Source organism: Lentilitoribacter sp. JB5-8 (assembly GCF_055693385.1).
Map to the genome: position 1 here is coordinate 3,110,052 of NZ_CM146332.1, position 26,734 is coordinate 3,136,785.

24 protein-coding genes, 1 other RNA gene and 2 pseudogenes are annotated in these 26,734 nt (G+C 44.6%); 19 read left to right on the plus strand and 8 right to left on the minus strand.

Annotation, left to right across the window (positions count from 1 at the left end; translation table 11 throughout):
* Positions 1-3 precede the first annotated feature (3 nt).
* The 3 genes from ACZ1GZ_RS15170 to ssrA all read right to left on the minus strand — a co-directional run bounded on the left by ACZ1GZ_RS15170 (position 4) and on the right by ssrA (position 1,244).
* A complete protein-coding gene (locus ACZ1GZ_RS15170; protein WP_472665728.1) occupies positions 4-195 on the minus strand; it encodes a DUF4169 family protein in 192 nt (63 codons plus the stop codon).
* A gap of 9 nt (positions 196-204) precedes the next feature.
* The gene (locus ACZ1GZ_RS15175; RefSeq protein ID WP_472665729.1) at positions 205-741 is read right to left on the minus strand and encodes an SspB family protein; all 537 of its coding nucleotides are present in this window, start codon (positions 739-741) and stop codon (positions 205-207) included.
* A 137-nt stretch (positions 742-878) separates the two neighbouring features.
* Positions 879-1,244, minus strand: a transfer-messenger RNA (tmRNA) gene (ssrA, locus tag ACZ1GZ_RS15180).
* A gap of 143 nt (positions 1,245-1,387) precedes the next feature.
* On the opposite strand from ssrA, the gene ACZ1GZ_RS15185 reads away from it, so the two are divergent.
* The 8 genes and pseudogenes from ACZ1GZ_RS15185 (at position 1,388) to ACZ1GZ_RS15220 (ending at position 7,374) form a co-directional block, all read left to right on the plus strand.
* Positions 1,388-1,699: a DUF2853 family protein gene (locus tag ACZ1GZ_RS15185; RefSeq protein ID WP_472665730.1), complete on the plus strand. Its 312-nt coding sequence runs from the start codon at positions 1,388-1,390 to the stop codon at positions 1,697-1,699.
* 165 nt (positions 1,700-1,864) lie between these two features.
* A pseudogene (locus ACZ1GZ_RS15190) lies at positions 1,865-2,658 on the plus strand (thymidylate synthase).
* Positions 2,655-2,981 (plus strand): hypothetical protein, encoded by a 327-nt coding sequence (locus ACZ1GZ_RS15195; RefSeq protein ID WP_472665731.1) that lies wholly within the window; start codon positions 2,655-2,657, stop codon positions 2,979-2,981. The pseudogene ACZ1GZ_RS15190 and the gene ACZ1GZ_RS15195 overlap by 4 nt, the downstream one beginning before the upstream one ends.
* Positions 2,974-3,492, plus strand: a complete 519-nt coding sequence (locus ACZ1GZ_RS15200; RefSeq protein WP_472665732.1) for a dihydrofolate reductase — start codon at positions 2,974-2,976, stop codon at positions 3,490-3,492. The genes ACZ1GZ_RS15195 and ACZ1GZ_RS15200 overlap by 8 nt, the downstream gene beginning before the upstream one ends.
* 120 nt (positions 3,493-3,612) lie before the next feature.
* Positions 3,613-4,719: an FtsH protease activity modulator HflK gene (gene hflK, locus ACZ1GZ_RS15205; protein ID WP_472665733.1), complete on the plus strand. Its 1,107-nt coding sequence runs from the start codon at positions 3,613-3,615 to the stop codon at positions 4,717-4,719.
* A 2-nt stretch (positions 4,720-4,721) separates the two neighbouring features.
* Positions 4,722-5,630: a protease modulator HflC gene (gene hflC / locus ACZ1GZ_RS15210; RefSeq protein ID WP_472665734.1), complete on the plus strand. Its 909-nt coding sequence runs from the start codon at positions 4,722-4,724 to the stop codon at positions 5,628-5,630.
* 15 nt (positions 5,631-5,645) lie between these two features.
* The gene (locus tag ACZ1GZ_RS15215) at positions 5,646-5,831 is read left to right on the plus strand and encodes a DUF2065 domain-containing protein (protein ID WP_472665735.1); all 186 of its coding nucleotides are present in this window, start codon (positions 5,646-5,648) and stop codon (positions 5,829-5,831) included.
* Between the two features lie 67 nt (positions 5,832-5,898).
* Entirely contained in the window at positions 5,899-7,374 is a 1,476-nt protein-coding gene (locus tag ACZ1GZ_RS15220) for a Do family serine endopeptidase (protein ID WP_472665736.1), read from the plus strand.
* 2 nt (positions 7,375-7,376) lie between these two features.
* On the opposite strand, the gene serB is transcribed toward ACZ1GZ_RS15220, so the two are convergent.
* Complete coding sequence (gene serB / locus ACZ1GZ_RS15225; RefSeq protein WP_472665737.1) at positions 7,377-8,264, minus strand: phosphoserine phosphatase SerB; 888 nt, start codon at positions 8,262-8,264, stop codon at positions 7,377-7,379.
* Between serB and miaA the strand changes: the two genes are divergently transcribed.
* Complete coding sequence (gene miaA, locus ACZ1GZ_RS15230) at positions 8,263-9,165, plus strand: tRNA (adenosine(37)-N6)-dimethylallyltransferase MiaA (protein WP_472665738.1); 903 nt, start codon at positions 8,263-8,265, stop codon at positions 9,163-9,165. The two genes, serB and miaA, sit on opposite strands and share 2 nt — an antisense overlap.
* Here miaA and ACZ1GZ_RS15235 read toward each other — a convergent pair whose 3' ends face one another.
* A complete protein-coding gene (locus tag ACZ1GZ_RS15235) occupies positions 9,166-11,085 on the minus strand; it encodes an ATP-binding protein (protein ID WP_472665739.1) in 1,920 nt (639 codons plus the stop codon).
* A gap of 352 nt (positions 11,086-11,437) precedes the next feature.
* Between ACZ1GZ_RS15235 and ACZ1GZ_RS15240 the strand changes: the two are divergent.
* From ACZ1GZ_RS15240 to ACZ1GZ_RS15275, 8 genes and pseudogenes are all read left to right on the plus strand, one after another.
* Positions 11,438-13,194: pseudogene (locus ACZ1GZ_RS15240) on the plus strand (acetolactate synthase 3 large subunit).
* A gap of 16 nt (positions 13,195-13,210) precedes the next feature.
* Positions 13,211-13,792, plus strand: coding sequence for an acetolactate synthase small subunit (ilvN, locus tag ACZ1GZ_RS15245; protein ID WP_472668324.1), 582 nt, complete (start codon positions 13,211-13,213; stop codon positions 13,790-13,792).
* Between the two features lie 11 nt (positions 13,793-13,803).
* On the plus strand, positions 13,804-14,610 hold the full coding sequence (locus ACZ1GZ_RS15250; RefSeq protein ID WP_472665740.1) for a mechanosensitive ion channel family protein: 807 nt from the start codon (positions 13,804-13,806) through the stop codon (positions 14,608-14,610).
* A gap of 68 nt (positions 14,611-14,678) precedes the next feature.
* Positions 14,679-15,806: an ATP-dependent DNA helicase gene (locus ACZ1GZ_RS15255; RefSeq protein ID WP_472665741.1), complete on the plus strand. Its 1,128-nt coding sequence runs from the start codon at positions 14,679-14,681 to the stop codon at positions 15,804-15,806.
* Between the two features lie 34 nt (positions 15,807-15,840).
* Positions 15,841-16,572 carry a DUF2259 domain-containing protein gene (locus ACZ1GZ_RS15260; RefSeq protein ID WP_472665742.1) on the plus strand — a complete coding sequence of 244 codons (732 nt, stop codon included), beginning with the start codon at positions 15,841-15,843 and terminating at the stop codon, positions 16,570-16,572.
* Between the two features lie 87 nt (positions 16,573-16,659).
* Complete coding sequence (locus ACZ1GZ_RS15265; RefSeq protein WP_472665743.1) at positions 16,660-17,931, plus strand: DUF3422 family protein; 1,272 nt, start codon at positions 16,660-16,662, stop codon at positions 17,929-17,931.
* 58 nt (positions 17,932-17,989) lie between these two features.
* Complete coding sequence (locus ACZ1GZ_RS15270) at positions 17,990-20,446, plus strand: ATP-dependent helicase (RefSeq protein ID WP_472665744.1); 2,457 nt, start codon at positions 17,990-17,992, stop codon at positions 20,444-20,446.
* A gap of 110 nt (positions 20,447-20,556) precedes the next feature.
* On the plus strand, positions 20,557-21,588 hold the full coding sequence (locus tag ACZ1GZ_RS15275; RefSeq protein ID WP_472665745.1) for a Fe(3+) ABC transporter substrate-binding protein: 1,032 nt from the start codon (positions 20,557-20,559) through the stop codon (positions 21,586-21,588).
* Positions 21,589-21,952: 364 nt separating this feature from the next.
* Here the strand turns inward: ACZ1GZ_RS15275 and ACZ1GZ_RS15280 are convergent, their stop codons facing one another.
* Positions 21,953-22,333, minus strand: a complete 381-nt coding sequence (locus ACZ1GZ_RS15280) for a hypothetical protein (RefSeq protein WP_472665746.1) — start codon at positions 22,331-22,333, stop codon at positions 21,953-21,955.
* Positions 22,334-22,430: 97 nt separating this feature from the next.
* Between ACZ1GZ_RS15280 and ACZ1GZ_RS15285 the strand changes: the two genes are divergently transcribed.
* Positions 22,431-23,285 (plus strand): LysR family transcriptional regulator, encoded by an 855-nt coding sequence (locus ACZ1GZ_RS15285; protein ID WP_472665747.1) that lies wholly within the window; start codon positions 22,431-22,433, stop codon positions 23,283-23,285.
* A gap of 156 nt (positions 23,286-23,441) precedes the next feature.
* On the plus strand, positions 23,442-24,320 hold the full coding sequence (locus ACZ1GZ_RS15290; RefSeq protein ID WP_472665748.1) for an AraC family transcriptional regulator: 879 nt from the start codon (positions 23,442-23,444) through the stop codon (positions 24,318-24,320).
* A gap of 145 nt (positions 24,321-24,465) precedes the next feature.
* Here the strand turns inward: ACZ1GZ_RS15290 and ACZ1GZ_RS15295 are convergent, their stop codons facing one another.
* Together ACZ1GZ_RS15295 and ACZ1GZ_RS15300 are read right to left on the minus strand one after the other, a co-directional pair.
* Positions 24,466-24,981: an AAA family ATPase gene (locus ACZ1GZ_RS15295; RefSeq protein WP_472668325.1), complete on the minus strand. Its 516-nt coding sequence runs from the start codon at positions 24,979-24,981 to the stop codon at positions 24,466-24,468.
* Positions 24,982-25,064: 83 nt separating this feature from the next.
* Positions 25,065-26,687, minus strand: coding sequence for an ABC transporter permease (locus ACZ1GZ_RS15300; RefSeq protein ID WP_472665749.1), 1,623 nt, complete (start codon positions 26,685-26,687; stop codon positions 25,065-25,067).
* Between the last annotated feature and the right edge of the window lie 47 nt (positions 26,688-26,734).

Below are 26,734 nucleotides of genomic sequence, written 5' to 3' on the forward strand. Positions count from 1 at the left end.
GATTTAATCATCTTTTTTAGGTGTAAGTTTTTGCGCATCAACAAACTTAGTTTGTTTTTCATTGAGCGCCCGAGTGAGGTCTTTCTCTTGCTTGGTTCGTCCGAAAGAAATGCGGTTTTGCTCCGCATTTGCTTCCTTTTTTGCACGGTCTTTGCGCTTTCGCGCCATTCTGAGATTTACAACTTCACCAGCCATGCAGTTCCATTACGGTTTTTTGCGGAACGCATCAAGTGACACCACATCGGCACCACCATCATTATCTTCAGATACATCGTTATCTTCAACATCATCAGATGCATCATCGCTTGAAGGTGTTTCAAGCTTAGCAATTTCCTTGCCCGCATCAAGTTCTGCAACCTCGGCACCCTCTTCATCTTCGATGATAAGCGTGTCGAATTCCAATTCAAAATTAACTGATGGGTCGTAAAAACCACGCACGGCTGAAAACGGTACAACAAGTTTTTCCGGTTGGTCAGAGAATGACAATCCAATTTCAAATAAGGTGTCAGTTACTTTAAGGTCCCAAAATTGATGTTGCACGACAATTGTCATTTGCTCAGGATAGCGATCCTGTAATGCGGTTGAAATCCGCACACCCGGCGCATTTGTCAAAAACGTAATAAAGAAATGGTGCTCGCCAGGCAGTTGGCCAGTAGCAGCGGTTTCCATTAGCACTTTTTTTATAACGCCTCGCAAAGCTTCTTGTGCCAAAATATCGTAACGAATGTGGTCTTGCGACATATAGTTTCCTCAAGGTAACGCGTAACTTAAGCTCAAATGAGCTTTAATAATCTTCTCACTGATATATCTATAAAGCGAGTCAATTAATACAATGTATAGCTTAAATACATGAGAAACTAAAATTTTCTGAAAGTTTAAGTGAAGGCTTCTGTTGCCAGGTGCCTTCGAACCCCGCCTAGTCGTGCGAACAACTAGGAGTTCATGTGAAGCTATCGCACCGCATTAAGCAGCGAGACGTGCTTCCGCATAGTTGTTATCATTTGCAACTACAAAGTTAGTCCGATAACGGTGGTACAATGCCGAGAAAAAGTACGATCTTTACGCCCTCGTCGATCCTATTTCGCCCCCATCATAATCTGATCAAAGTTAGCCAGATCAAGTTATGGTGGAGGCGCCGGGTACCGCCCCCGGGTCCGAATGGTTTATTTCACCGCCCATTTATTTCCATAGCTGCATGAAGCAGCATCTCCAATATAAGCCTTATAAGGCTGACTGAAAAGACCTAACGCATTAAAAATATGCAAGTTTAACGAAATAGTTTCGCAATTAATGATTGACTCAAGACCCCCAATTGCCAAACATAGCACTATGATTCAAAAGCACTTGTGCACATGCGCGGGGCATGCAAACAATGTGAGGAGACATTATGAGTGATTATCTAGCAGACGTTCAAAAATACGATTCAGGCGCAGATGAAGCTATCGTAACTAAAATCGTAAAACATTTGGGCATTGCATTACGCAACAGAGATTCGTCAATGGTCGCATGTTCTGACACAAAGGAACTGGATCGCGTTGTAGAAAAATGGTGCGGTAAAAAACTTGGCGTCACAGGGGATGCAGCTGAAAATGCAGTTGCTAAAACATGTGAAACAATGAGCGCGGACAAATCAAAATCTCGCGTGACCTTTTACTACCTTGTCGCAAAAGAGCTGGGCAAACTTGGCGAACTTGCATAAAACACCGTAAAAATAGTTTTTAAAAGAAGCCTTGCAGATTTGCAGGGCTTTTTTGTTGAAGCGAACCCACTTCCTGTGTGAAGTTTGCTGCAAGTATTGTCTGGCCCTTGTCTTGCGCAAAATTTAGCTTAGCTTCAGCATTACGATTCTCAAGGTGGCGAAAATATGCAGCAATATCATGATCTCTTAAAACATGTCATGGAAAACGGTGTTGATCGTAATGATCGAACAGGCACGGGTACGCGTTCCGTTTTTGGCTATCAAATGCGCTTTGATATCAGCGAAAAATTCCCTGTTTTAACCACCAAAAAGCTGCATCTACGCTCAATCATCCACGAAAATCTGTGGTTTTTGGCAGGTGATACCAATATCAAATATCTCCAAGATAATGGCGTGAGTATCTGGGATGAATGGGCAGATGAAAATGGCGATTTAGGCCCTGTCTATGGCGCGCAATGGCGTTCATGGCCAGCTCCCAACAATCAAACCGTCGATCAGATTACAAAACTCGTTGATAGTTTAAAGAATAACCCAGATTCGCGTCGGCACATTGTAACCGCGTGGAACCCAGCACAAGTGGATGATATGGCCCTCCCCCGTGTCATTGCCTATTTCAGTTCTATGTTGCCAATGGAACCCTATCTTGCCAGCTTTATCAAAGATCAGCGGATATCTTTCTAGGCGTCCCGTTTAACATTGCCTCTTATTCCATGCTGACCATGATGCTTGCGCAAGTATGCGGGCTCAAAGCGGGCGAATTTGTTCACACACTCGGCGACGGGCATATTTATCACAATCATTTTGACCAGGTGGAACTGCAATTATCCCGCACGCCAAAAGAGTTACCGACGATGTGGATTAATCCTGACGTCAAAGACATCTTTTCATTCAAATTCGAAGATTTTAAACTTGAGAATTATGATCCTGATCCTGGCATTAAGGCGCCGGTCGCCGTATGAGTGAAAGCCTTGAACAGATCACGTCGAAAGTCTGGCGTATATCAGAAATTTATGCGCAAAATAACGGTATCAAACGCGATGATGACTGGTATCTGCTTAAATTGTCAGAGGAACTCGGTGAATTAACCCAAAGTTATCTTATGAAAACTGAACGTGGCCGCACCAAAGGGCTTTCGGTCGATGAGATTAGTCAGGACATAGCCGATGAAGTGTCAGATGTGTTGGGCATGCTACTACTGTTCGCAAAACACAATAATATAAATATAAACGCTGCACTTGAACGCAAGTGGTATAAGTATTTACCGGAATATTCTGATGAGTGATATCACGATCTCCATGATTGCTGCTGTTTCAAGTAACGGTATCATTGGCCGCGACGGTGACATGCCGTGGCGATTATCCACCGATCTCAAGCGGTTTAAGGCAGTTACTATGGGCTGCCCGATTATTTTGGGGCGCAAAACATTTCTATCTTTTGGGGGCAGACCGCTTCCCGGACGTCAAAATATCGTAATCTCGCGCAGCAAATACGAAGCTAACGGCATTACGCATTGTTTTAATTTGGAAAGCGCAATTGAAACAGCAAAAGCAACTGCAATTAACGATGATAAAGATGAGATTTTCATCATTGGCGGCGGGCAGATCTACGATTTAGCGATGCCGTTGGCTGATCAACTCTACATCACACATATTGATGCAGAAATCGACGGGGACACCAAATTTCCCAAAATCGAACAAAATGAGTGGGAAATCACCCATCAAGAACATGTTCCGGCGGGTGAAAAAGACAATTACCCCACTGAATATGTGATCTATCGACGCAGAGGAGCGTAAATAGCTGCATAAAGGTTGAAAATATCCATTTGTAGGTAACAAGCGCGTTGAAAGCGGCAATCACGATACCTATAACTAAATAGAACTATATTATGGTTACATAACAGGAAAGAGAACTGAATGCCTTGGAGCAATCAAAATGGTGGAGGCGGCGGCCCGTGGGGCGGCGGCGGAGGTAACAATGGCGGCGGTGGCGGCCCTTGGGGCAATGGCCCAAAACGTCCAAATGGCGGCGGCGGCGGTGGCAACCAGCCAGATGTCGAAGAGCTATTGCGTCAAACACAAGACAAATTTAACAAAGCCGTAGGTGGTGGTGGATCTCCGTTCATCTTCATTTTGGGTTTCATCGTGCTTGCATTCTTATGGGGTACACAAGCAATTTACACCGTTCAGCCCGATGAACGTGGTGTTGAACTTCGCTTTGGTAAACCAAAAGAAGAAGTCGCAATGCCTGGTTTGCATGTGATTTTCTGGCCGGTTGAAACTGTAGAGATCGCAAACATCTCCGAGCGCGAGATCATCTCCGGCAGCACAAATCGTTCAGGTTCAACAGAAGGCTTAATGCTTTCAGGTGATCAGAACATCGTGGATGTTGAATTTAAAGTTCTCTACAACATCTCAGATCCAGCAGCTTACCTATTTAACGTTGCTCGTCCTGAAGATACGCTACGTCAAGTATCTGAAAGCGCGATGCGTGAAATCGTTGGTCGCCGTCCAGCGCAGGATATTTTCCGTGACAATCGTGATGCAATTGCAAACGAAGTTCAGGAGATTGTTCAAAGCGTAATGGATAGCTTCCCAGCTGGTATTTCAATCAACACAGTATCTATCGAGGATGCAGCGCCACCTCGTGAAGTGGCTGACGCTTTTGATGAAGTGCAGCGTGCTGAGCAGGATGAAGATCGTTTTGTTGAGGAAGCCAACCAATATGCCAACCAAAAATTGGGTCAGGCACGTGGTCAGGCCGCGAAAGTTCGTGAGGAAGCAGCTGGTTATAAAGACCGTGTTGTGAACGAAGCGAACGGTGAAGCACAACGCTTTATCTCAATTTACGAAGAATATGCAAAAGCGCCTGAAGTTACACGTCAGCGTCTTTATCTTGAGACAATGGAAGGTGTGCTTGGAAAAGCAAACAAAGTTATCATCGAACAGGGTGGGAATTCGCAAGGTGTGGTCCCTTACCTACCGCTCAATGAGCTTGCAAAACCAAGAACAGGAGGCAACTAATCATGTCTAGCCGTTTACCTTTTTTCTTAGGTGTCTTCGCAGTTTTAGCTGTGATTATTTACTCATCATTGTTCGTTGTGAACGAGCGCGAGCAAGCCATTGTTATCCGTTTTGGTGAAATCCAAAGCGTGAAAACAGAACCTGGTCTATATTTCAAAGTGCCATTCACATTCGCTGATTTTGATAGCGTTCAATATGTTGAAGATCGAACACTTCGTTTTGATCTTGAAAACATTCGTGTTCAGGTTTCAGGCGGTAAGTTCTATGAAGTTGACGCATTTGTTCTTTACAAAATCTCAGATGCTCAGACCTTCAGACAAACCGTATCTGGTGACGTAATCGCTGTTGAATCTCGACTAAGAACACGTTTGAACTCAGCACTTCGTACAGTTTACGGTTTGCGCGGGTTTGAAGCCGCTTTGTCTGCAGAACGTTCATCAATGATGCGTGAAGTACGTGATCAGCTACGCCCTGAAGCCCAAGCGCTTGGCGTAACAATCGATGATGTTCGCATTCGTCGTACTGATCTAACTCAAGAAGTTTCGCAACAAACATATGAGCGTATGAAAGCAGAACGTCTTGCAGAAGCTGAAGCCATTCGCGCCCGCGGTATTGAAGCTGGCCAACGCCTAAGATCAATTGCAGATCGTCAGGTTGTGGAGTTCGTCTCTGCAGCGGAACGTGATGCACAGATCATTCGCGGTGAAGGCGATGCGGAACGAAATGCGATCTTTGCGGATGCATTTAACCGTGACCAAGGTTTCTTTGAATTTTATCGTTCAATGGAAGCTTACGGTAAAGCCATTGAAGCTGATGGCACAACCATGGTCCTGTCACCAGATTCTGAATTCTTCAAATTCTTCAAGAATTCAGCAGGTGAACCACCAGCTGCACCAGTATCTGGTAATTAATAGGAGCCTACCGCCATGCATGATCTCATCGTGGCGGTAGGTCTTTTTTTGGTCATTGAAGGTTTAATCTACGCATTAGCACCCGCCTCAATGAAAAAAATGGCAGAAATTTTGCCACAAATCCCCGATAATAAATTGAGAAATATTGGCCTGATTGCAGTCGTGATCGGTGTTGGGCTTGTATGGCTCATTCGCGGGTGATTAAATAGCATTTAAGGGCGTCGACGCATTTATAATGAGGAACAAAATGAAGTCTAAAGCGATACATATGAGTGAAATTTTAAAGGTCAATGCGTTCGCAGGTTTCGTACTCGCTCTGCTTATCATTTTCGCCAGCATCAACATAGCAAAAGCGCAAGCACCAAACGGTCCAGCATCGGTTGCTGATCTTGCCGAAGGGCTAATGGGTGCGGTTGTCAACATCTCGACATCCCAATCCGTTGAAAGTTCCGGTCAGCGCAACACCCCGCGCAATACCCCGGATGGTCAGCCTTTTCAGGAGTTTTTCGATGATTTTTTCCAAGATCGCGAAAATGGTCGCAGAACACCCAATCAGCAAGTGAGCTCCCTCGGTTCAGGCTTTGTCATTGATGCGGAAGGCACTGTTGTGACCAACAATCATGTGATTGAAAATGCTGATAATATTGAAGTGATATTTGCCGATGGTCGTCGCTTGGATGCCGTCCTTGTTGGCGCTGACCCGAAAACAGATCTTGCTGTATTGAAAGTTGAATCTGATGAACCATTGTCATTTGTACCCATTGGCGATTCGACAAAAATGCGCATCGGCGACTGGGTTATGGCAATTGGCAACCCATTTGGTTTAGGTGGTTCAGTCTCCATCGGTATCGTTTCTGCCATTGGCCGCGATATTAATTCCGGCCCATATGATAATTACATCCAAACTGATGCCGCGATTAACCGCGGTAACTCTGGTGGTCCATTGTTTAATATGGCGGGTGAAGTTATTGGCATCAACACAGCGATTATTTCACCATCAGGTGGATCTATCGGCATTGGATTTTCTGTCCCAACAGAGCTTGCATCAAATGTTATTAATCAACTCAGAGACTTTGGCGAAACACGTCGCGGCTGGCTTGGAGTGCGCATTCAGCCCGTCACCGATGACATCGCTGAAAGCCTGGGCATGGATGAAGCAAAAGGCGCTCTTGTTGCAGGTGTCATCCCAGAAGGTCCGGTTGAAGGCATTATGCAAGCCGGGGATATCATCGTGAATTTTGATGGTAAAGAAGTTGGAACCGTCCGAGATCTACCTCGAATTGTTGCTGAAAGCCCGGTTGGAAAAGAAGTTGATGTTGAAATTTTGCGTAAAGGCGAAATGCAAAACATTAAGGTCACACTTGGCAGACTTGAAGATGGTGAGCGCAAACTTGCAGCAGCTAATGACGATCAACCCGCTGTTACAGAAGAAGAAGAGCCAGCAATTGTCGAACTCATGGGCATGGAGCTGCGCGAATTAACCGACGCCTTGCGTGATGAATTTGCCATTGATGAAAACACCAACGGTGTGTTGATCAATGCAGTTGATGAAGGCTCAAATGCAGACAAAAAGGATGTGCAAGCAGGCAATGTCATTGTTGAAGTTGCACAGGAAGCTGTCAAAACACCGCAAGATGTTCAAAAGATCGTGGACAAATTAAAATCAGATGGTCGCCGAAATGCATTCTTTATGATTGCCAATCCTATGGGTGAATTACGCTTCGTTACCATCCGAATTGAATAGATCTAAATCGCAAAGTCAGTTTTACGATAGCCCTGCAGGTATAGCAGGGCTGTCAAATCCGAATGATTGACCTTAATCTTTGCCTGAGCGGCAACGGTTGGCTTAGCATGTAACGCTACTCCGGATCCGGCAAGTTGCAACATGCCAAGGTCATTAGCGCCATCACCAACGGCAATGGCTTCATCAGGCGTAATTCCAATCTGCGCTGAAATCTCGTTGAGCGCATCAACTTTCGCCTGTTTACCCAAAATCGGATCGCCAACTTTTCCTGTCAGCACGCCAGCTTCTTCCAGCAACAGATTTGAACGATGCTCGTCAAATCCAATTTCCTTGGAGATAGGTCCTGTGAAAACAGTAAAGCCACCCGAGACCAGCGCACAATAAGCTCCATGCTTTTTCATTGTCGCAACAAGTGCCTTCCCTCCCGACATGAGGCTAATGCGGTTTTTAATCACATCATCAACGACATTAAGCGAAAGGCCCTTTAACAGCCCTACCCGCTCGCGAAGCGCAAATTCAAAATCCAGTTCACCATTCATAGCGCGCGCTGTTATTTCAGCCACTTTATCTTTTAGCCCAACTTCAGCGGCAAGCTCATCAATACATTCTTGCTCGATCATGGTTGAATCCATATCCGCAATCAGCAATTTCTTACGGCGAGTTTCAGCATCCTGAATAACCAAATCAATCGGCAAATCGCCAATAACAGCCGATATCGCAGCTTTAGCCTCGGATAAATCACAACCATCGGACAATGCAATATCGCATGCAATGCCATCTGCAAGCCAATACAAACCTGAGGCTGAAGCAGCCGCGCTAGCATCTTCTCCAATCTTTGATGATAAAATTGGATTTGACGGATGGGCTATAAGCGTGGCAACGAAGGGCATGAATGAGATTCTCCAACTAGATAACAACTCAAGCATCCAAATAGCTGGCCCAACCGCCAGCGGCAAGTCCGCGCTTGCAGTTAAATTGGCGCAAATGCACGATGGCGAAATTATCAACGTCGATTCCATGCAAGTTTATGACATTTTAGACGTTATTACCGCGCGACCATCGAAAGAAGAACTCGCAAGCATTCCACACCATCTTTATGGCCATATCCAACCCGGCACAGAATATTCTACAGGTCATTGGTATGACGAGGTTTCAAAGGTGATAGGAGACGTTACATCCCGCGGGAAAATTCCAGTCTTCGTTGGCGGAACCGGGCTGTATTTCAAAGCGCTCAATGGTGGCCTGTCCAAAATGCCTCAAATTCCCGATGACATTCGCAACAAGTGGCGCCAAAGACTTGAGGAAGATGGAATTTCCATTCTCTATGAAGAATTGGTCAAACGCGACCCTGATCTCGCAGCTGAGCTTAAACCAAATGACAAGCAAAGGATCTCACGCGCATTAGAGGTCTTTGAAACGACAGGAAAATCCATCAGGACATTTCAAAATGCTACGGGCGCACCATTAATTGATACTAATCGATCAAAAAAAATAATCCTCATGCCAGAACGCTCAATTCTGCACGAACGTATTAAAACGCGGTTTCATAAAATGATGGATGAAGGTGCGATCGATGAGGTCAAAAACATTCTTGCAGCTGAAATAGATCCCAATCACACATCTATGAAGGCAATTGGTGTCCGCGAAATTGCGAGATATTTGCAAGATGAGATAAGCTTAGATGAAGCTATAGAACTTTCAGTTATTGCAACACGTCAATACGCCAAACGCCAATCCACTTGGTTTCGCAACCAATTGGGATCTGATTGGATTATGATCTCTAAATTGTAGCTATTTGCCCAAGAGACGGTTACGCATCTCTTCCATCTCACGTTCAAGATCGGTCGCACTTCTGTTATCACCAGAATCAGGTGTAACCGGTTTGCGTCGAAGTGTGCTTTTCTTCTTCATGATGGAGCTGAACTTTTGCTCTGTATTTGGGTCCACATCTCGCTCACTCGCGAGCATGGCACTTCGAAGAGACGCGTCTGCTTTTGCTGCCTGCGGCTTGTTGCTCGAACCACCCATGTCAAATCCATCTGATTGGCCAGATTGCTTTTTACCGTTTTCGGTTGAACGCATCTTTTCAACAATGGAGCGCAAATTCAGTGAACTTGCAGTTGATTTAACACCATTCGCACTCGGCAACGCGTAGTTTGGAACGCGCTCAAACATCATGCGCATAGGCACCGCAACCGCTTCACCAAATGCAATCGCCTCACCATTGCCGATGGACGCAAGGAAGCTTGTGGTTGATGTCGATGAGTTTGGCAGAGCCGAACGGATGATTTCCTGATCTCGATCATTAGCCAGACGCATTGCAAACACAGTGGAACATTGAGACAAAATCGTCGGATCTAACTCACCTGGGCGTTGTGTAACAATACCAAGGCTTACACCATATTTACGGCCCTCTTTAGCGATACGCGAAATAGCCTGGCGCGTTGGCAAGAAGCCAAACTTAGAATCTGATGAAATGTAACGGTGCGCTTCTTCACAAACCACAAGAATTTTAATGGCGCCTTCACTCCAAAGTGCAATTTCAAATGCCATGCGACACAAGACAGAAGCAACAGAATCAACAACTTCCGACGGAATACCAGCCAATTGGAAGGTCGTCACCGGTTTTCCATCTCCGGGAATTCTGAAAATTGTACCGATTGTTTCCAAAATCGTGTCACTAATCGTGTTGGATGAGAACATAAATGAATAACGCGGATTATTAATCGCTGAGAACACTCTGTTCTTAAGCTGACGCAAATATGGCTTTTCATTGCGCCCCTCCAAACGTCCAATACGCTCGTCTAAAAGCGCTAGCAAATCAGCCATGCGGTACGGAACAGGTGAATCAGAGGTAATTGAACCATTTTCTTTGCGTTTGCTCAGGCTCGATGGACCATTGCCCTTAAAGGCCTTTTTCGCTTCACCAATCAGGTCGCGAAGTACATTCACTTCATCCATCACTTTGGGTTGTCCGCGGAAAATCACTTCGACAAATTCGTCAAACTTAAATAACCAAAATGGAAGATCAAGCGTTTCTGGGCCAATAGCAATTGAACGATCGCCAAACGCTGGCGCAAACTCGTCATGAGGATCTAACACCAAAACACGTAATTGATCATCAGATTCGATCGCTTTGTTCACGAGTAAAGATAAGGCCGTCGATTTACCAACACCTGTTGTGCCAACGAGCGCAAAATGGCGTGACAACATAGACGACATACAAATGGATGCATCCATCTCAGTATTTTGAGACAATTTACCCACAGCAACGGCATTTTCAGACCCTGCATCATAGATAAGTTTCAAATCATTTGCGCGGATATCATGTGCCGGCGCACCTAAATATGGATATTGGCTAATGCCAGTTGAGAAAATCACCCTGTCTAAATCAGGACGAACCTCGCCAACCAACTCGGCCTCAACATTAAGCGTGTTTGAACCGTCTACATTCCAGTTACCTTCTGGCATACGCATGGAGGAGACGAGTGCAACCACACGGCTCTCACCAACCGCGATCGAAACCAATCGACCTACTGACCAGTTTTGGGAAAATTCGATATCATCTTTTGGAATAACGGAGGCTATTTTGACTTTAGATCCTGAGCAAGATACCACATGACCAAGTATTCGCTTTTTGTCCACGACATCACGCCGCTCTGTTGTCACAGCCAGATTTAGGTTCTTATTGTTTATTGTTATTCCGGACACAGTTTACCCCACATAGTACAAGCTAATGGTCAGAATACGGCATTATTGTTAATAAAAAATTTAGAGGATCCAACGCAGGCACGACAAAAGACTCACCAATTTTTCGCGCAATATGCTGTTGACGCTGCAAGAATTTGCAGTTAATTGTTTTCGTTATGATTTATACGAATGAACTAATTGTGGTGGGTAAGCGCATGGGCAAGATGGTGTAACCATCTGGCGAAAGCTCCCATGCGCAAAACGAAGGCTCCTAAAGGGGCCTTTTTTTATGACTTTTAATTTGCAGTGAACAAGATCAAAGAGAACAAAAATGACTGGTACAGAACAGGAAATAGCGGGCGATGAACACCAAATGACTGGTGCAGAGATGGTCCTTAAAGCACTTGGCGAAAATGGCGTTAAACACGTCTTTGGATATCCCGGTGGTGCTGTGCTGCCAATCTATGATGAGATTCATCAGCAAGAAGAAATTGAACATATCCTTGTCCGCCATGAACAGGGTGCAGGCCACATGGCTGAAGGTTATGCGCGTTCAACCGGCAAACCGGGTGTTTGTTTGGCAACATCTGGACCGGGCGCAACCAATGTTGTGACTGCTCTGCAAGACGCATTGATGGATTCTATCCCAATGGTATGTCTAACGGGTCAGGTCCCCACTGCACTTATTGGCTCTGACGCTTTCCAAGAATGCGACACCGTTGGCATTACCCGACCTTGTACAAAACACAACTGGCTGGTCAAAGATGTGAACGAATTAGCTCAAGTTATTCATGAAGCATTTCATGTAGCAACAAGTGGTCGTCCCGGCCCAGTTGTTGTTGATATTCCAAAAGATGTGCAGTTTGCGACGGGTACTTATATACCGCTTAATAAAGCTCCTGCACGCAAAAGCTATCGCCCTGTGAAATCAGGAAATTCTGAAAGCATTCATGAGGCGATCGAACTGATCAAAAATGCAAAGAAACCAATCATCTATTCAGGTGGCGGGGTTATTAATTCTGGTCCTGAAGCCTCAACATTATTGCGAGATTTAGTAAAGCTAACCGGAGCACCGATCACATCTACATTGATGGGCCTTGGCTCTTACCCTGCATCCGGCAAACACTGGCTCGGCATGTTGGGTATGCACGGCACATATGAAGCCAATATGGCCATGCATGATTGCGATGTCATGGTGTGCGTTGGCGCGCGCTTTGACGACCGAATTACCGGACGCATTGATGCCTTTTCACCAAATTCAAAAAAATTCACATCGACATTGATCCATCATCGATAAATAAAAATGTGCGTGTTGATGTGCCAATTATCGGGGATGTAGGTTCAGTTCTTGAAGACATGGTTCGTATCTGGCGCGCTGATGCAGCTGACTTAAAAGAGGAACGTCTTGCAGATTGGAATGCGCAAATTAATCAATGGCGCGCACGTAATTCTCTTGCCTTTGCCGACAATGATGATGTGATCATGCCGCAATATGCGATTAAACGTCTTTATGAACTTACAAAAGACAAAGACACGTATATCACAACAGAAGTTGGCCAACACCAAATGTGGGCTGCACAATTCTATGGTTTTGAAGAACCAAATCGATGGATGACGTCTGGTGGTCTTGGAACCATGGGTTATGGCTTCCCTGCAGCCATTGGTGTGCAAGTTGCCCATCCAGATGCGTTGGTTATCGATATTGCAGGCGATGCATCTATCCAGATGTGTATACAGGAAATGTCATGCGCGGTTCAGCACGGTTTGCCGGTTAAGATATTTATTCTTAACAATAATTATATGGGCATGGTGCGACAGTGGCAGCAACTACTTCACGGAAATCGCTTATCAAATTCGTATACTGAATCCATGCCAGATTTTGTTAAATTGGCTGAAGCATATGGTGGTGTTGGCATTAGATGTTCAAAACCATCTGAGCTTGATGATGCGATCAATGAAATGATTTCAGTCGATAAACCTGTTATCTTCGATTGTAACGTTGCAACTTTGGCAAACTGTTTCCCTATGATCCCATCAGGTAAAGCTCATAATGAGATGTTATTGCCAGATGAAGCAACAGACGAGGCGGTCGCCAATGCAATCGACGCCGCTGGCGCAAAACTCGTTTAAGAAGGAGAGCCTTGATATGAATGCACAGCAAAAACCAACAGGTTCAGCCTATTTTCTCAGCAATGTTGAGCAAGAAATCGTTTCGCGCACCCTATCAGTTGTTGTTGATAACGAGCCGGGCGTATTGGCCCGCGTGATTGGTCTGTTTTCAGGACGTGGCTATAACATTGAAAGCCTGACTGTATCTGAAACGCAAAATGAGCGTCACCTCTCGCGCATCACAATTGTAACAAGCGGTACAGCCAATGTGTTGGCGCAAATCAAAACGCAGCTTGAACGCATTGTTCCAGTTCATCGAGTTGTTGACCTGGATGCAAAAGCAAAAGAGCTTGGTTACGAAAAGCCAATAGAGCGTGAGCTGGCATTGGTAAAAGTTAAAGGTGAAGGCAACGACCGAATGGAAGCCTTGCGCATTGCAGATGCGTTTAAAGCTGAAGTCGTTGATGCAAATCGTGATCACTTTATCTTTGAAATCACAGGTCGTGTCTCGAAAGTTGACCAATTTATTGATATTATGAGATCACTCGGTGCGATTGAAATTTGCCGCACAGGCATTACCGCAATGAACCGTGGATCAGATGGTATCTGGGGTAAATAGGACAAAAAACGATGGATGTGTTGATTGATAGTTTAGGCGAATTCGGGCCGTTTATTTTAAACGTCGCCAAAGCAATCTTGTTCTTGATTGTTGGCTATCTGGTCGCACAAATGTTCAAACGCATTGTGCGCCGACAAATTGAGCGCAATTCTCGCCTAGACCCAACCATCTCAAATTTTGTTGCATCCATTTTATATTGGGTAATTATCGCAGCCGTTTTAATTGTTGTCCTTCAGCTCTTTGGCTTCCAGGCGACAAGTTTGGTAGCAATTTTGGGCGCCTCAACACTAGCCATTGGTTTAGCACTGCAAGGCACTTTAAGTGACGTGGCTTCTGGTGTTTTGCTCATCGCATTCCGGCCATATAAAATTGGTCAGTTTGTAGATATTGATGGAACAACAGGCACGGTTCAGGAAGTGACTTTATTCACAACCGAACTCGTCACACCAGATAATGTTCAAGTAATCATGCCCAATTCAAAGGCTTGGGGTGCTATTATCATGAACTATTCAGCGCATAATACGCGTCGTGTTGATCTGATCTTTGGCATTGACTATGGCGACAGCGCAGATAAGGCCATGGCTGTTATCCAAAAAATTGTTGACGCCGATACGCGTGTGTTGAAGAACCCTGAAACATGGATGCGTGTGACTAATCTTGGCGATTCATCAGTCGACATTACCGTCAGAATTTGGGCTACATCTGCTGATTATTGGGATGTAAAGTTTGATACAACAAAAGCCGTCAAAGAGGCATTTGACGAAAACGGCATTTCTATCCCCTACCCGCATCAGGTTGAAATTTCTAAAAAAGCCTAGTCGAAAATACGCGTTGATTCACCGCTTTGGTATTGCCTATTTTTGCGAATCCTGCGACGTGAATTGCCATGGAATTTTCACCACAACAAGATGAAGCTTTAAAAGCTGTTTCGAAATGGTTGCGCGAGGGTCAATCACCAATTTTCCGTTTATTCGGCTTTGCTGGAACGGGAAAAACAACTCTTGCACGCCACTTCGCTGAGCATGTTGATGGGGATGTACTTTTTGCCGCCTTCACGGGGAAAGCCGCTCAGGTGCTGCGCTCTCGCGGGGCAAGCAATGCCAACACCATTCATTCCCTGATTTACCGCCCGCGTGGCGAAGAAGAAGTTGAAGATGAAACAACGGGCAAAACATCTATTGCTCCGATGTTTGGCATTAATCGCCAGAGCCCTGTTGCGAAAGCAGCACTTATTGTAATTGACGAATGCTCTATGGTTGATGAAGAGCTTGGCCGCGATCTTTTAAGTTTTGGAACACCAGTTTTGGTATTGGGTGATCCTGGCCAATTGCCGCCCATTACAGGTGGTGGTTATTTTACCGAACACGAACCCGATTTTCTCTTAACCGAGATCCATCGACAAGCGCGTGATAATCCGATCATCGATTTGGCAATGCAAGTGCGTCAGGGCAATGAGCTCATGCATGGTGATTATGGCACCACACAAATCATCTCCAAAAAAGATGTCACACAAGATCTTGTTCTAAGCGCTGATCAGGTTTTGGTTGGCACAAATAAAACCCGCAAGCGTTATAATCAACGATTGCGCGTGCTCAAAGGATTTGACCAGCCCTACCCACAATCGGGCGACAAACTGGTATGTTTGCGAAACGATCCTACAAAAGGTCTGCTGAACGGATCTTTGTGGCAAGTTATGACAGCTTCAAAAGAAACGACCAAACCAGGAATCAATATATTATTGCGTCCAGAAGACGATGATATGGGGCGTGGTTCTGCAAAAGTGCGACTATTAAAAGCTGCATTTGAAGATTCAACGGTTGAAATCCCCTGGAGTACCAAAAAACGCTTTGATGATTTTGATTATGGCTATGCACTCACAGTTCACAAAGCGCAGGGCTCGCAATGGAACAATGTGGTTTTGTTTGATGAAAGCTGGGCATTTAGAGAAACCTCCGAACGCTGGCTTTATACCGCAATCACTCGCGCCGTAGAAAATCTGACCATAGTGCGTTAAAGTGAAGCCCAACTTGTAAAAAAGGATTTGAGAGATGAAGCGACTTACACAACTCACAACACTTTTTACAATATTGCTGGTTACGACAATGAATGCATTTGCGGGTGACTTTGCAGAATTTCGTTCGCTGGGGTTTTCAAAAGACGGCACAGTATTCGGCTTTGAACAATTTGGCGTGCAGGATGGGTCAGGATTTCCCTATGCTGAACGATATTTCATCGACACCACAACCGATCGCTACGTTAAAGGTACGCCATTTCGCATTCGTATTGAAGATGAAAACGCAACGTTATTTCAAGCCCGTCAAATGGCAAAAGACGCCAGTCAAACTGTGATGGCTAAATATGGTATCGGTGCTGAATATGCATCGATCCTTGCGTTTAATCCATCAACTGAAAAATCTGCCGAGCCCTACTCCATCAGTTATCAAAACTTCAGTTATGAACCCAATCCAAATTCACCCAATGAATTAACACTTGAGCTCATCGACCTAACGCCGTCTAAAGATTGTGAAAACATCACCCCTGATGCAAAGGGATTTAAACTTACGCTTTCTAATAAGGATGCAAATTCATCATCAATTATCCATCAGGATAAATCGGTTCCCAAAAGCCGCAACTGCCCAATTGATTATCATATTGGTGGTGTATTGGCGATGAACCGTTTTGATCAAACCCCTGTATATATTTATTTGGTTTTGGTCCGTTCATTTGGCTTTGAAGGGCCTGATGGGCGCTGGATCGCAATCGCAAAACGAGGATCATAATTCTCTCGCGACAATTTGCGCATTCCCAATAGGGTTTCCAAGCGCGCATCTAGGTATATAACTTTGCGCTATCTAAGAGGCGATAAGATGAGCGATAATCTAAATACACCCAACGATATCAAATGGTCTTATCACAAAGACAGACAAGCTGCGATTGACGAAGTACATGCGCGTCCTGCATCTGATATTTTGTCGCCTGCCGTTGTTATGCATATCGCATTTACCTGCTCACCAGACAGTTTGAAAGCTCTTTACACCGATCTAATTGGCGAAATTACCGATGAAGTGCCGCGTCATGCAATCGGCCAAGTCGGCAATATTGAAACGAAAATTGAGCTTCATACTGAATTTACAGCCTGCACACTTATCGCCAATAACAGCACGGACAAAACGGAAATTGAACAAACCTATCGGCGCGTTTTGTCAGCCCACAACATCAAGATTTTGTCAAAATGCATGGTCGTTATTGTTTCAACGGCAAAAGAACTTGCAAAACAGATACCATTTGGCAAACGTGTTTTTGGCGGCATGATGCGCGGATCATTACAGGTGCAATCCACCTTAATGCCAGATGATTGGAATACAATCACCTATGCAGTATTGCCAGAAAAAAACGGACCAAACGAGTTGGGACGCAGAATTCAACGCCTTTATGAGCTTGAAACTTACCGTATTATGGCGCTCATTGGCTTACCAATGGCGCGACGAATTTCTGGCCGATTAACCGAATTGGAAGACGAACTAAACGCCCTGACCTCCAAGCTGGAAAATGGAGAGGCAGAGAGCGAGTTTGATGATCAGGACCTATTTAAGAAGCTATCTCAGCTTTCCGGACAACTTGATAATATAAGATCTGAAACACGTTTTAGATTTTCAGCCAGCAACGCTTATTTTGAAATTGTCGATGCTCGCATGAAAACGCTCACAGAAGTTGAGCATGGTGATTTGCAATCTATTTCGGGCTTTTTGCGCTCTCGGTTGGAACCAGCGCGAGCCACTATAATCAGCGTTGAACAACGGCAGAAAATTTTAACCGAAGATATTTCAAGAGCACTCACTTTATTGCGTACGCGCATCGACATCGAATTGAGCCAAGGTAATCAGGCGTTACTTAAATCACTTGATGGACGACACCGCCAACAACTCTTGCTTTCCCAAGCCGTGGAAGGCTTATCATCGATCGCGATCACCTATTATGCTGTGAGCTTGCTATCGTATTTCCTAAAACCAATTGATAAATCCGGCACTTTGCCATTTTCATATATGTATATAATTGCGCTGGCTGTACCGGTTGTTTTGTTCACGGTTTGGTTCGCAATCCGTCGATTGCGGTTAAAACTGCATAAAAGCGATGACTAAGCCTTGCTTTTAACTGTTTAACCTAGCAATTCGCTTACGAATCACTACATTTAAGCCGATGAGCGGATATGATGATGATATTCCATTTTTTGGAGACGAACCAAGCGAACCTGCCCCGAAAAAATCTGGGCTAGGAATTGCTGCACGTGCAATGGCCGCACGGCAAAAACCTCAATACCTTGATAATTTAAATGCAGAACAATCCGATGCAGTTGAAAGCATCGATGGTCCCGTCTTGGTTCTTGCTGGTGCAGGAACAGGAAAAACGCGCGTATTAACCACTCGCATTGCACACATTTTAAATTTAGGATTGGCTTATCCGTCACAAATCCTTGCCGTGACTTTCACCAATAAAGCAGCGCGCGAGATGAAAGAGCGGATTGCAGCTCTTGTGGGAGGCGCTGTTGAAGGCATGCCTTGGCTTGGTACATTCCACTCCATCGGTGTTAAGATGCTGCGCAAACATGCAGAGCTTGCTGGGTTAAGAACAGATTTTTCAATTCTCGATACAGATGATGTCATCCGGCTTATCAAACAGCTTATTCAAGCGGAAGGCATTGATGACAAAAGATGGCCAGCGCGCCAGTTTGCAATGCTCATTGATGGTTGGAAAAACAAAGGCCTTGCACCGCATGAAATTCCTGAAGGCGATGCGCGCGCATTTGCAAATGGCAAAGCGCGAGAACTATATGCCGCTTATCAAGACCGCTTAAAAACATTAAACGCCTGTGATTTTGGTGATCTACTTTGCCATCCGATCCGCATATTGCGCTCAAACCCGGATGTCTTAGCTGAATACCAACAAAAGTTCCGCTATATTTTGGTAGACGAGTATCAAGATACCAACACCTCACAATATATGTGGCTGCGTTTGCTGGCCCAACGTCCGAACAAACAGGGTGAAAGACCAAACATTTGCTGCGTTGGTGATGATGATCAGTCTATTTACGGCTGGCGCGGCGCCGAAGTTGAAAATATCTTGCGTTTTGAGAAAGATTTTCCTGGTTCAAAAGTTGTTCGCTTGGAACAAAACTATCGCTCAACCGAACATATTTTAGGTGCAGCCGGGCATTTGATTAGCCATAATGAAGGCCGATTGGGCAAAACCCTTTTCACTGATCAAAAGGACCCTGATGATGATAAGGTTATGGTCCACGCCGCATGGGATTCTGAGGAAGAAGCACGTGACATTGGCGACGAAATTGAACAGCTTCAACGTAACAATCACAATCTAAACGACATGGCCATTTTGGTTCGCGCATCTTTTCAAATGCGGGAATTTGAAGATCGCTTCGTTACCCTTGGCTTAAATTACCGGGTCATTGGTGGCCCGCGTTTTTATGAGCGCTTGGAAATCAGAGACGCAATGGCGTATTTCCGCATTGTCAGCCAACCTGCAGATGATCTTGCCTTTGAACGCATTGTGAACACACCAAAACGTGGATTGGGTGATGCAACCATTCGCCTCATTCATGATTATGCCCGTTCACGCGGAATACCTATGTTCGCTGCAGCGTGTGAAATGGTGCAAACGGATGAGCTGAAACCGCGCCCGCGAAAATCGCTCACCGAAGTCGTCAACAATTTCCAACTCTGGCAATCGCTACTCGAGAAGATACCGCATACCCAGTTGGCCGAACAGATTTTGGAAGAATCTGGCTATACAGAAATGTGGCAAAAAGATCGCTCCGCTGAAGCCCCTGGGCGCCTCGACAACTTGAAAGAACTTATCCGCTCTATGGAAGAGTTTGAATCCATGCGCGGATTTTTAGAGCATGTGTCCCTTGTGATGGATGCTGAGCAAAACGAAAACCTTGATGCCGTAAATATTATGACGCTTCATTCCGCCAAAGGTCTTGAGTTTGAAACGGTCTTTCTCCCCGGTTGGGAAGAAGGATTATTCCCGCACCAACGTTCACTCGATGAAGGTGGTCGTTCTGGTCTGGAAGAGGAGCGCCGGCTCGCTTATGTCGGCATTACTCGCGCTAAACAACGATGCCATATTTGGTTTGTGTCGAACCGACGCATCCATGGCCTGTGGCAATCCACAATCCCTTCCCGTTTCTTAGACGAGTTACCAGAAGCCCATGTGGAAGTATCGGAAATGGATAATTCATATGGTGGCTACAATCGTGGCCATTCAGGCGGCACATACGGTGCTTCTCGCTTTGATAGTCAGGAAGGCTTTGGTGGCAATACCTATCAAACACCTGGCTGGAAACGCGCGCAGGCTAACAATTCCGATGCCCTTCGCAACAATTGGGGTTCAAGATCAGGTCATGCTGTTGAACGGGTATCATATGGCGAAAGCGGCCCCCGTTCGCGCACAATTGAAGGTGAACTTGTTGCCAAATCAACGACCGACGCACCCTCCAAGTTCTCAAATGGTGACCGGGTTTTTCATTTAAAATTTGGCAATGGGAACATCGTCAATATTGATGGCAATAAACTAACGATCGACTTTGACCGCGCTGGGCAAAAGCGTGTGTTAGACAGCTTTGTTGAACCAACTTAATATATACATGACTTTTTTTATCAAGTTTATTTGGTTTTTCAATTGACTTTAACGCGCCCTGCTCATAAACATGACAAAACAAGTCATCTTTGAATATGTAGGAAAAAACGATGCCCTTAAACTTGAAAAAATCTTTGGCTATGCTTGCAGGTATTGCTGCGATTACGATTACAACGTCAGCAGCTCAAGCGGATGGTGAAGTCAACATCTATTCATCACGCCATTATGACACTGATGAGCGCCTTTATTCTGATTTCACAGAAGCAACTGGCATCAAAGTTAACCGCATTGAAGCTGGCGCAAGCGAATTGCTTGAGCGTTTGAAAGCCGAAGGCGCAAACAGCCCAGCTGATGTTGTGTTAACGGTTGATGCAGGTAGATTATGGGCATTCCAGCAAGAAGACTTGTTCCAATCTATCAATTCAGCAAAACTGAACGACGTAATTCCAGCAAACCTTCGTGATGAAGATGGCAATTGGTATGGTATTTCGCAGCGCGCACGTGTGATCTTCTACGATAAGGCTGAAGTTGCAAATCCACCACAAACTTATGCAGATTTGGCTGACCCACAATATAAAGGCATGATTTGTGCACGTTCGAGCACAAACATTTACATGCTGTCTTTGCTAGCTTCACAAATTTCGCACAATGGCGAAGATGCAGCAAAAGCTTGGGCTCAAGGTCTTTTGGACAATCTAGCGCGTGACCCACAAGGTGGTGATACTGATCAGCTTCGCGGAATTGTATCTGGCGAATGTAAAATTGCTGTCAGCAATACATATTACTTTGCGCGCTCAATCCGTAAGGAAGTCAAAGGTCTGTCAGGTAGCACTGACAAAATCGGTTGGGTATTCCCTGATCAAGATGGCAACGGAACACATGTAAATATCTCAGGCGCTGCGGTTGCTAAAAATTCTAAAAACAAAGAAAACGCAATCAAGTTCATCGAATATCTAACAGGCGAGCAAGCTCAAAATTATTTCGCTGCAGGTAACGATGAATATCCAGTTATCGAAGGTGTTGCGTTATCGTCTTCTGTTCAGCAACTTGGCACATTTAAAGCTGATGATCTTGGCCTTGAAGAGCTTGGCAAGAACCAAGCTGCAGCTCAGAAAATCTACAACGAGATCGGTTATAAATAATCGACGTTTCTGGTCACCGATCCAGAAAACTCAACCAGCCTTTGCTTAATTGCCAAGGCTGGTTTTTTTGTGGCTTATGTTAAGATCTCAGACACTCAATAGACATGCACATTGCTCCGGATGGTGCCAATTGCGGAACGTAAAATAACGGACATCATTCGTTTCGTAATATATTTTATCGGTACAGAATTTAAAAATTACTTCACCATCTGCCAGCATTAGCTAGCACTAATCGATACAACATAGAAAACAAACCGCACTTGGTCGCGATATTCAAACACACTCAGCTCTGCTGGTGCATTCTGAGTGTGCTTTTCATTGACTTGTTTCCAAATCCCATGCGTCGGGGCAAAATTGATAAAAACTACTGATTTGTTATCAAACCTACCATTCCAAAAAGTGCTATGATTAAGAACAATATCGCCGGTGGGAATGAAAATGGATTATGTGATAAACGAACCGCAACGACAGCTCCCCAAACCGTCAAAGCTAAAGCCATACCAGTCACGAAGTAAATCAAAGACATTTCTTGTTTCAATGCTCCATAGACAAATCCTGCGGCCATAAACAACATTAAGATGCTGTTAGATTCCCAAGAAAACGTCATTGTAGTGCGTGGCCCATCGGCAATAGAAAGATTGGATAAAAAAGGTTTAGCATTTGCAGCCGTACCGATAAAAATATGAGCTAGGCAGGCAAGAAGTGAGACTGCTCCAGCTGCGTAGAAAGAAATAATTTGTATCATCTAAACATCCTTTAATTGATATCGAAATCAGTCATACAAAACAAAAAACAGCCACGATACTTGCGAAAGAGGAAGTTTATGTTGCATAAGTGCAAATATGTATGATTGGGATGATTACAGATATATTCTGGCTATTTCTGAAGCTAAGAGTTTACCCGCTGCGGCGAAGGATCTTGGAGTAGCCGTGTCCACAGTCATGCGGCGACATGAAAAAATCCAAGCCAAATCGGATTTGCCTATTTTTATAAAGACTGAAAACGGCTATCAATTAACTGAAATGGGAAGCAAACTAAAGCTAATTGCTCAATCCATGTCAGATCAGGCATTACTAGCAGAAAGCTACCTCAGAAATTCGCATGAATCGCTTCAAGGTCGGTTTAGAATTAGTGGAAGTGAGGTCATTGTTCCTTTCTTTCTCTCTCGTCACATTCCTGAAATTCAAAACGAAAATCCTGAGATTGAGATAGAACTCGTTGTACAGGATAAAAGCCCAAGCCATGTGGCTCAAGAGTTTGATTTGTCATTTTGGCCAAAGTGCCCTTCAAATCCAGAATTGTTTGGACGCAAACTTACCGATCTTAAATGGGCTGTTTACGGCAGCAAATCTTCCAGACCGGAATCGAAGTTGATAGGTTTTACGGGCGGGGATGGTGCTAAACTTGCCATGAGTTTGCAAGAAGCCAACCATGGGAAGTCAGAAACTAAAACGTCTGCAAATAAGCTCATTACAGCGGCTGCGCTTGCAGCATCAAACGGCCCCCTCGCTTTTCTGCCCTGTTTACTCGGAGAAAGTTGGCCAAACTTGGAACGAAAATCTGACCCAACAGATCACGAAATCGGAGAATTATGGGTGGTTTATCGAAAAGAACTCCGGCACACCAAGCGAATTAAGTACATGCTCTCTAAGTTAATTGCGGCTGCGAAAAATGATGCCAAGCTCTTTTTAGGGTAGTCAAAGAACATTACGCGCGGTTATGAACTTCGCTGAGATTGGTTTGACGCATCCAATTTGCCATTCAATAAATTTGAAGAATATCAAACCGAAGTATAGCAATACCTGCAAAGACCGACGTGTTATGTTTCTTTAAATTTTTTTAGGAACGGGTCGATGTCAAAAGAAAAACCATTTGAGAATTATCAAGCAAGGCTAGATCGCGTCATTTCATATATTTATGATCATCTGGATGAAGATTTGAATCTAGATTTATTAGCAGATGTCGCTTGCATGTCGCGGTATCATTGGCATCGGGTTTTTCGCGCGATGACTGGTGAAACACTTTTGAGAGTTATTCGTCGATTGCGTTTAAATAAAGCGGCTAATGCACTAATCGATAGCCAATTAACTGTGCATGAAATCGCCAAGCAACATGGTTATAAAAATTTGGCAAGTTTCTCTAGGGCATTTAAAACTGAGCATGGATTATCTCCCAATGAGTTCCGCGCGTTGGGCTCGAATGTCGAAGATACCGTAAAATTTGCAATTGAGCAGCATGATACTTACCCCGTCAAAATTCAAAATCTTGAAGGTTTTAGTGCGGCTGGCGCAATGCATTTAGGCCCATATAATAGGGTCGGAAAAGCATTCAAGGATTTGGGTGGGGTCCTGGCCGCAAATTCTTTATTCGAAAAAGTTGACTCCCTCTTTGTCATCTACCATGACACACCAGATTGCAGGCCTGCGGAGAAACTCCGCTCGCATGTGGCAGTTTCTATTCAGAAAGATTTTCCGAAAAATCTTGGCGAACTTGACTATTTCGATGTGGAGGGTGGTAGATTTGCAATCCTTGAACATAAGGGGCCGTATGCTACATTAAAGACTGCATATAGTTGGCTATATGGTTCTTGGCTTCCAAGTTCTGGTGAGGAGCCAAGGGATCTACCACCATTGGAAGTTTACATAAACGATCCGAGACAAACTCCTTCAACCGAACTACGAACTGATATTCGTTTGCCCCTGGTCTCAAGAAAAGAGAAACAGGTTTGTTAGTGATGCCCGCAACAGGCCAAAAATAGAAAATTACTTATTTCAAACGCATGTCTGCTTTTGCCCTTGTGGCGGACGATGAAAGTACTTTGTCGAAATATGCAGTATTTTGCATGAAACTAAGCTCGCTAGCAGTAAGCTTATCCAGTTACTTAACTGAGGCGATAATAGTATTCACACTATCTTCCATACTAAATGCTTCAGGAAGAATGACCTCGCCTTGCGTATGCAGATAGTCTTTTTGCAGAAACCAACTCTTCATTTCTTCAACACCAAATTCATGCCTGTTAGGTTTAGTTTCGTGGCGCCGCAGGGTCTCTTCAAAGGACACATCCATATAGAATACCGCAGTATCGAAATCATTTACCAAGCTATTCAACATCTGACCGTATTTCTCAAAAGCTAGAATGCCCTCGAGAATGACTTTAAAACCCAATTGAGAAGTCAACCGGACAGTTTGATCAAGCAAATTAACAATAGCTGTATTTTCTGCACAATCTTTCTCTTTCAATACTATTCTTCGAAAATAATCCTGCTCTATCAGTGCGACCTTGCCGTCCAAAAGTTTACGCACCTCTTTTGCAACGGTACTTTTCCCTGACCCCGAATTACCGCGTATGATAATGAGCTGTGACATGATCGGCAAAATGACGAATAGAAGCATCTTGGTCAAGTTTATCTGTCAACTTACGCAAAAAGCAGACAAGCAGCATAAACTCAGCAAAGTATCATCATTATCATAATAGCTTATCTATGTCCGCGATTAAGCGTAACGCACAGCAAGATCACGGGCAATAATCCAAATAAAACGATCAGCAAAGACGGTACAGCAGATTGCACAAGTCGCTCGTCAGATGCCAAGCGATAAGCCTGAATAGCCAGCGTATCAAAATTAAATGGTCGCATGATTAAAGTGGCTGGAAGCTCCTTCATCACATCCACAAATACAATCAGCAGCGCAGTCAACAAACTTGGACGCAATAACGGCAAATGAATTTGAAAAAAGATGCTGCTGGTTGTTTTACCCAACGTACGCGCGACATTATCGATATTGATCTTGATAGAAGAAATACCTGTGTCAAATGCATTAAGCGCAGCGGCCATGTATCTCACCATGTAAGCAACAATCAAAAGTGTGATGGATCCTGTGAATAATAAACCGGTCGAAAAGCCCAAATATTCACGTGCCCATGCATCAATAACATTGTCTAAATTTGCAAAGGGCACAAGCAATCCGATTGCAATGACACCACCTGGCACTGCGTAACCAATCCCTGCAATAATCGTTGCAAATTTGGAAGCCCTGCTTGGCGCAATACGTGCACAAAACCCGATAATGGTTGCGCCAATGACAGTGACCACAGCTGCAATGGAAGCAAGAATTATGCTATTTTCCATAAAGCCAAGATAGCGTGAACTTAACGGCGATTGTCCTGAATCCAAAGCCATGTTGAACAAAACGATGATTGGAATAACAAACCCTATCAGAACCGGAAGGAAACAAACTAATGTGGCGCCGATCGCTGGCAATCCATTTAGTTGAACACGTTTGGCAAGTTCGACTTTTTTTCCAGCCGGATGACGCTTTGCTGCGCCCCGCTGAATGCGCTCAAGAGTGGCGAATAATAGCGCAACCATCAACAAGCATAATGCCAATTGCGCAGCAGCAGCCCGATCCCCCATGGCAAACCAGGACCGATAAATACCAGTTGCAAAGGTCGGTACGCTGAAATGGGCAACGGTTCCAAAGTCAGCAATAGTTTCCATCAAAGCAAGGATCACTCCACCGGCAATTGCGGGTCTTGCCATCGGCATGGACACACTTAAAAACGCGCGGAATGGCGTTGAACCTAGCGTGCGCGCAGCATTATATGCTGTTGAAGATTGACGCAAAAATGATGCGCGTGCCAACAGATACACATAAGGATACAGCACAAATATCAGCATCGCTGCTGCGCCGCCAAGCGAACGAATTTCTGGAAACCAGTAATCGCGAGGCCCCCATCCAGTTACATTGCGCAACGCAGTTTGAACGGCGCCTGGATGATCGAGCAAATCTGTATATGCATATGCAAGTACAAAAGCTGGAAACGCCAATGGAAGCGCAAGCGCAATTTCTAAAATACGGCGCCCGGGGAATTTATAAGCAACAGTGAGCCATGCGGTTGATGTGCCGATTATAGCCGTCCCTAAACCAACATAGACAACCAATTGCACAGTATTCCAAATGTAACCGGGTAAGACTGTTGAAAACAAACTGCGCCAAGTATCCAAGGTTCCACTAAACGCAGCAATCACCGCAGCAACCATAGGCAATAGGCAAACCGCTGAAACGACCCATGCTGCAAATTTTAAACGACGATACTTCAACAATTGCCCCAAAACACAATAAAATAGGTGATTTTATAATTCTTGAC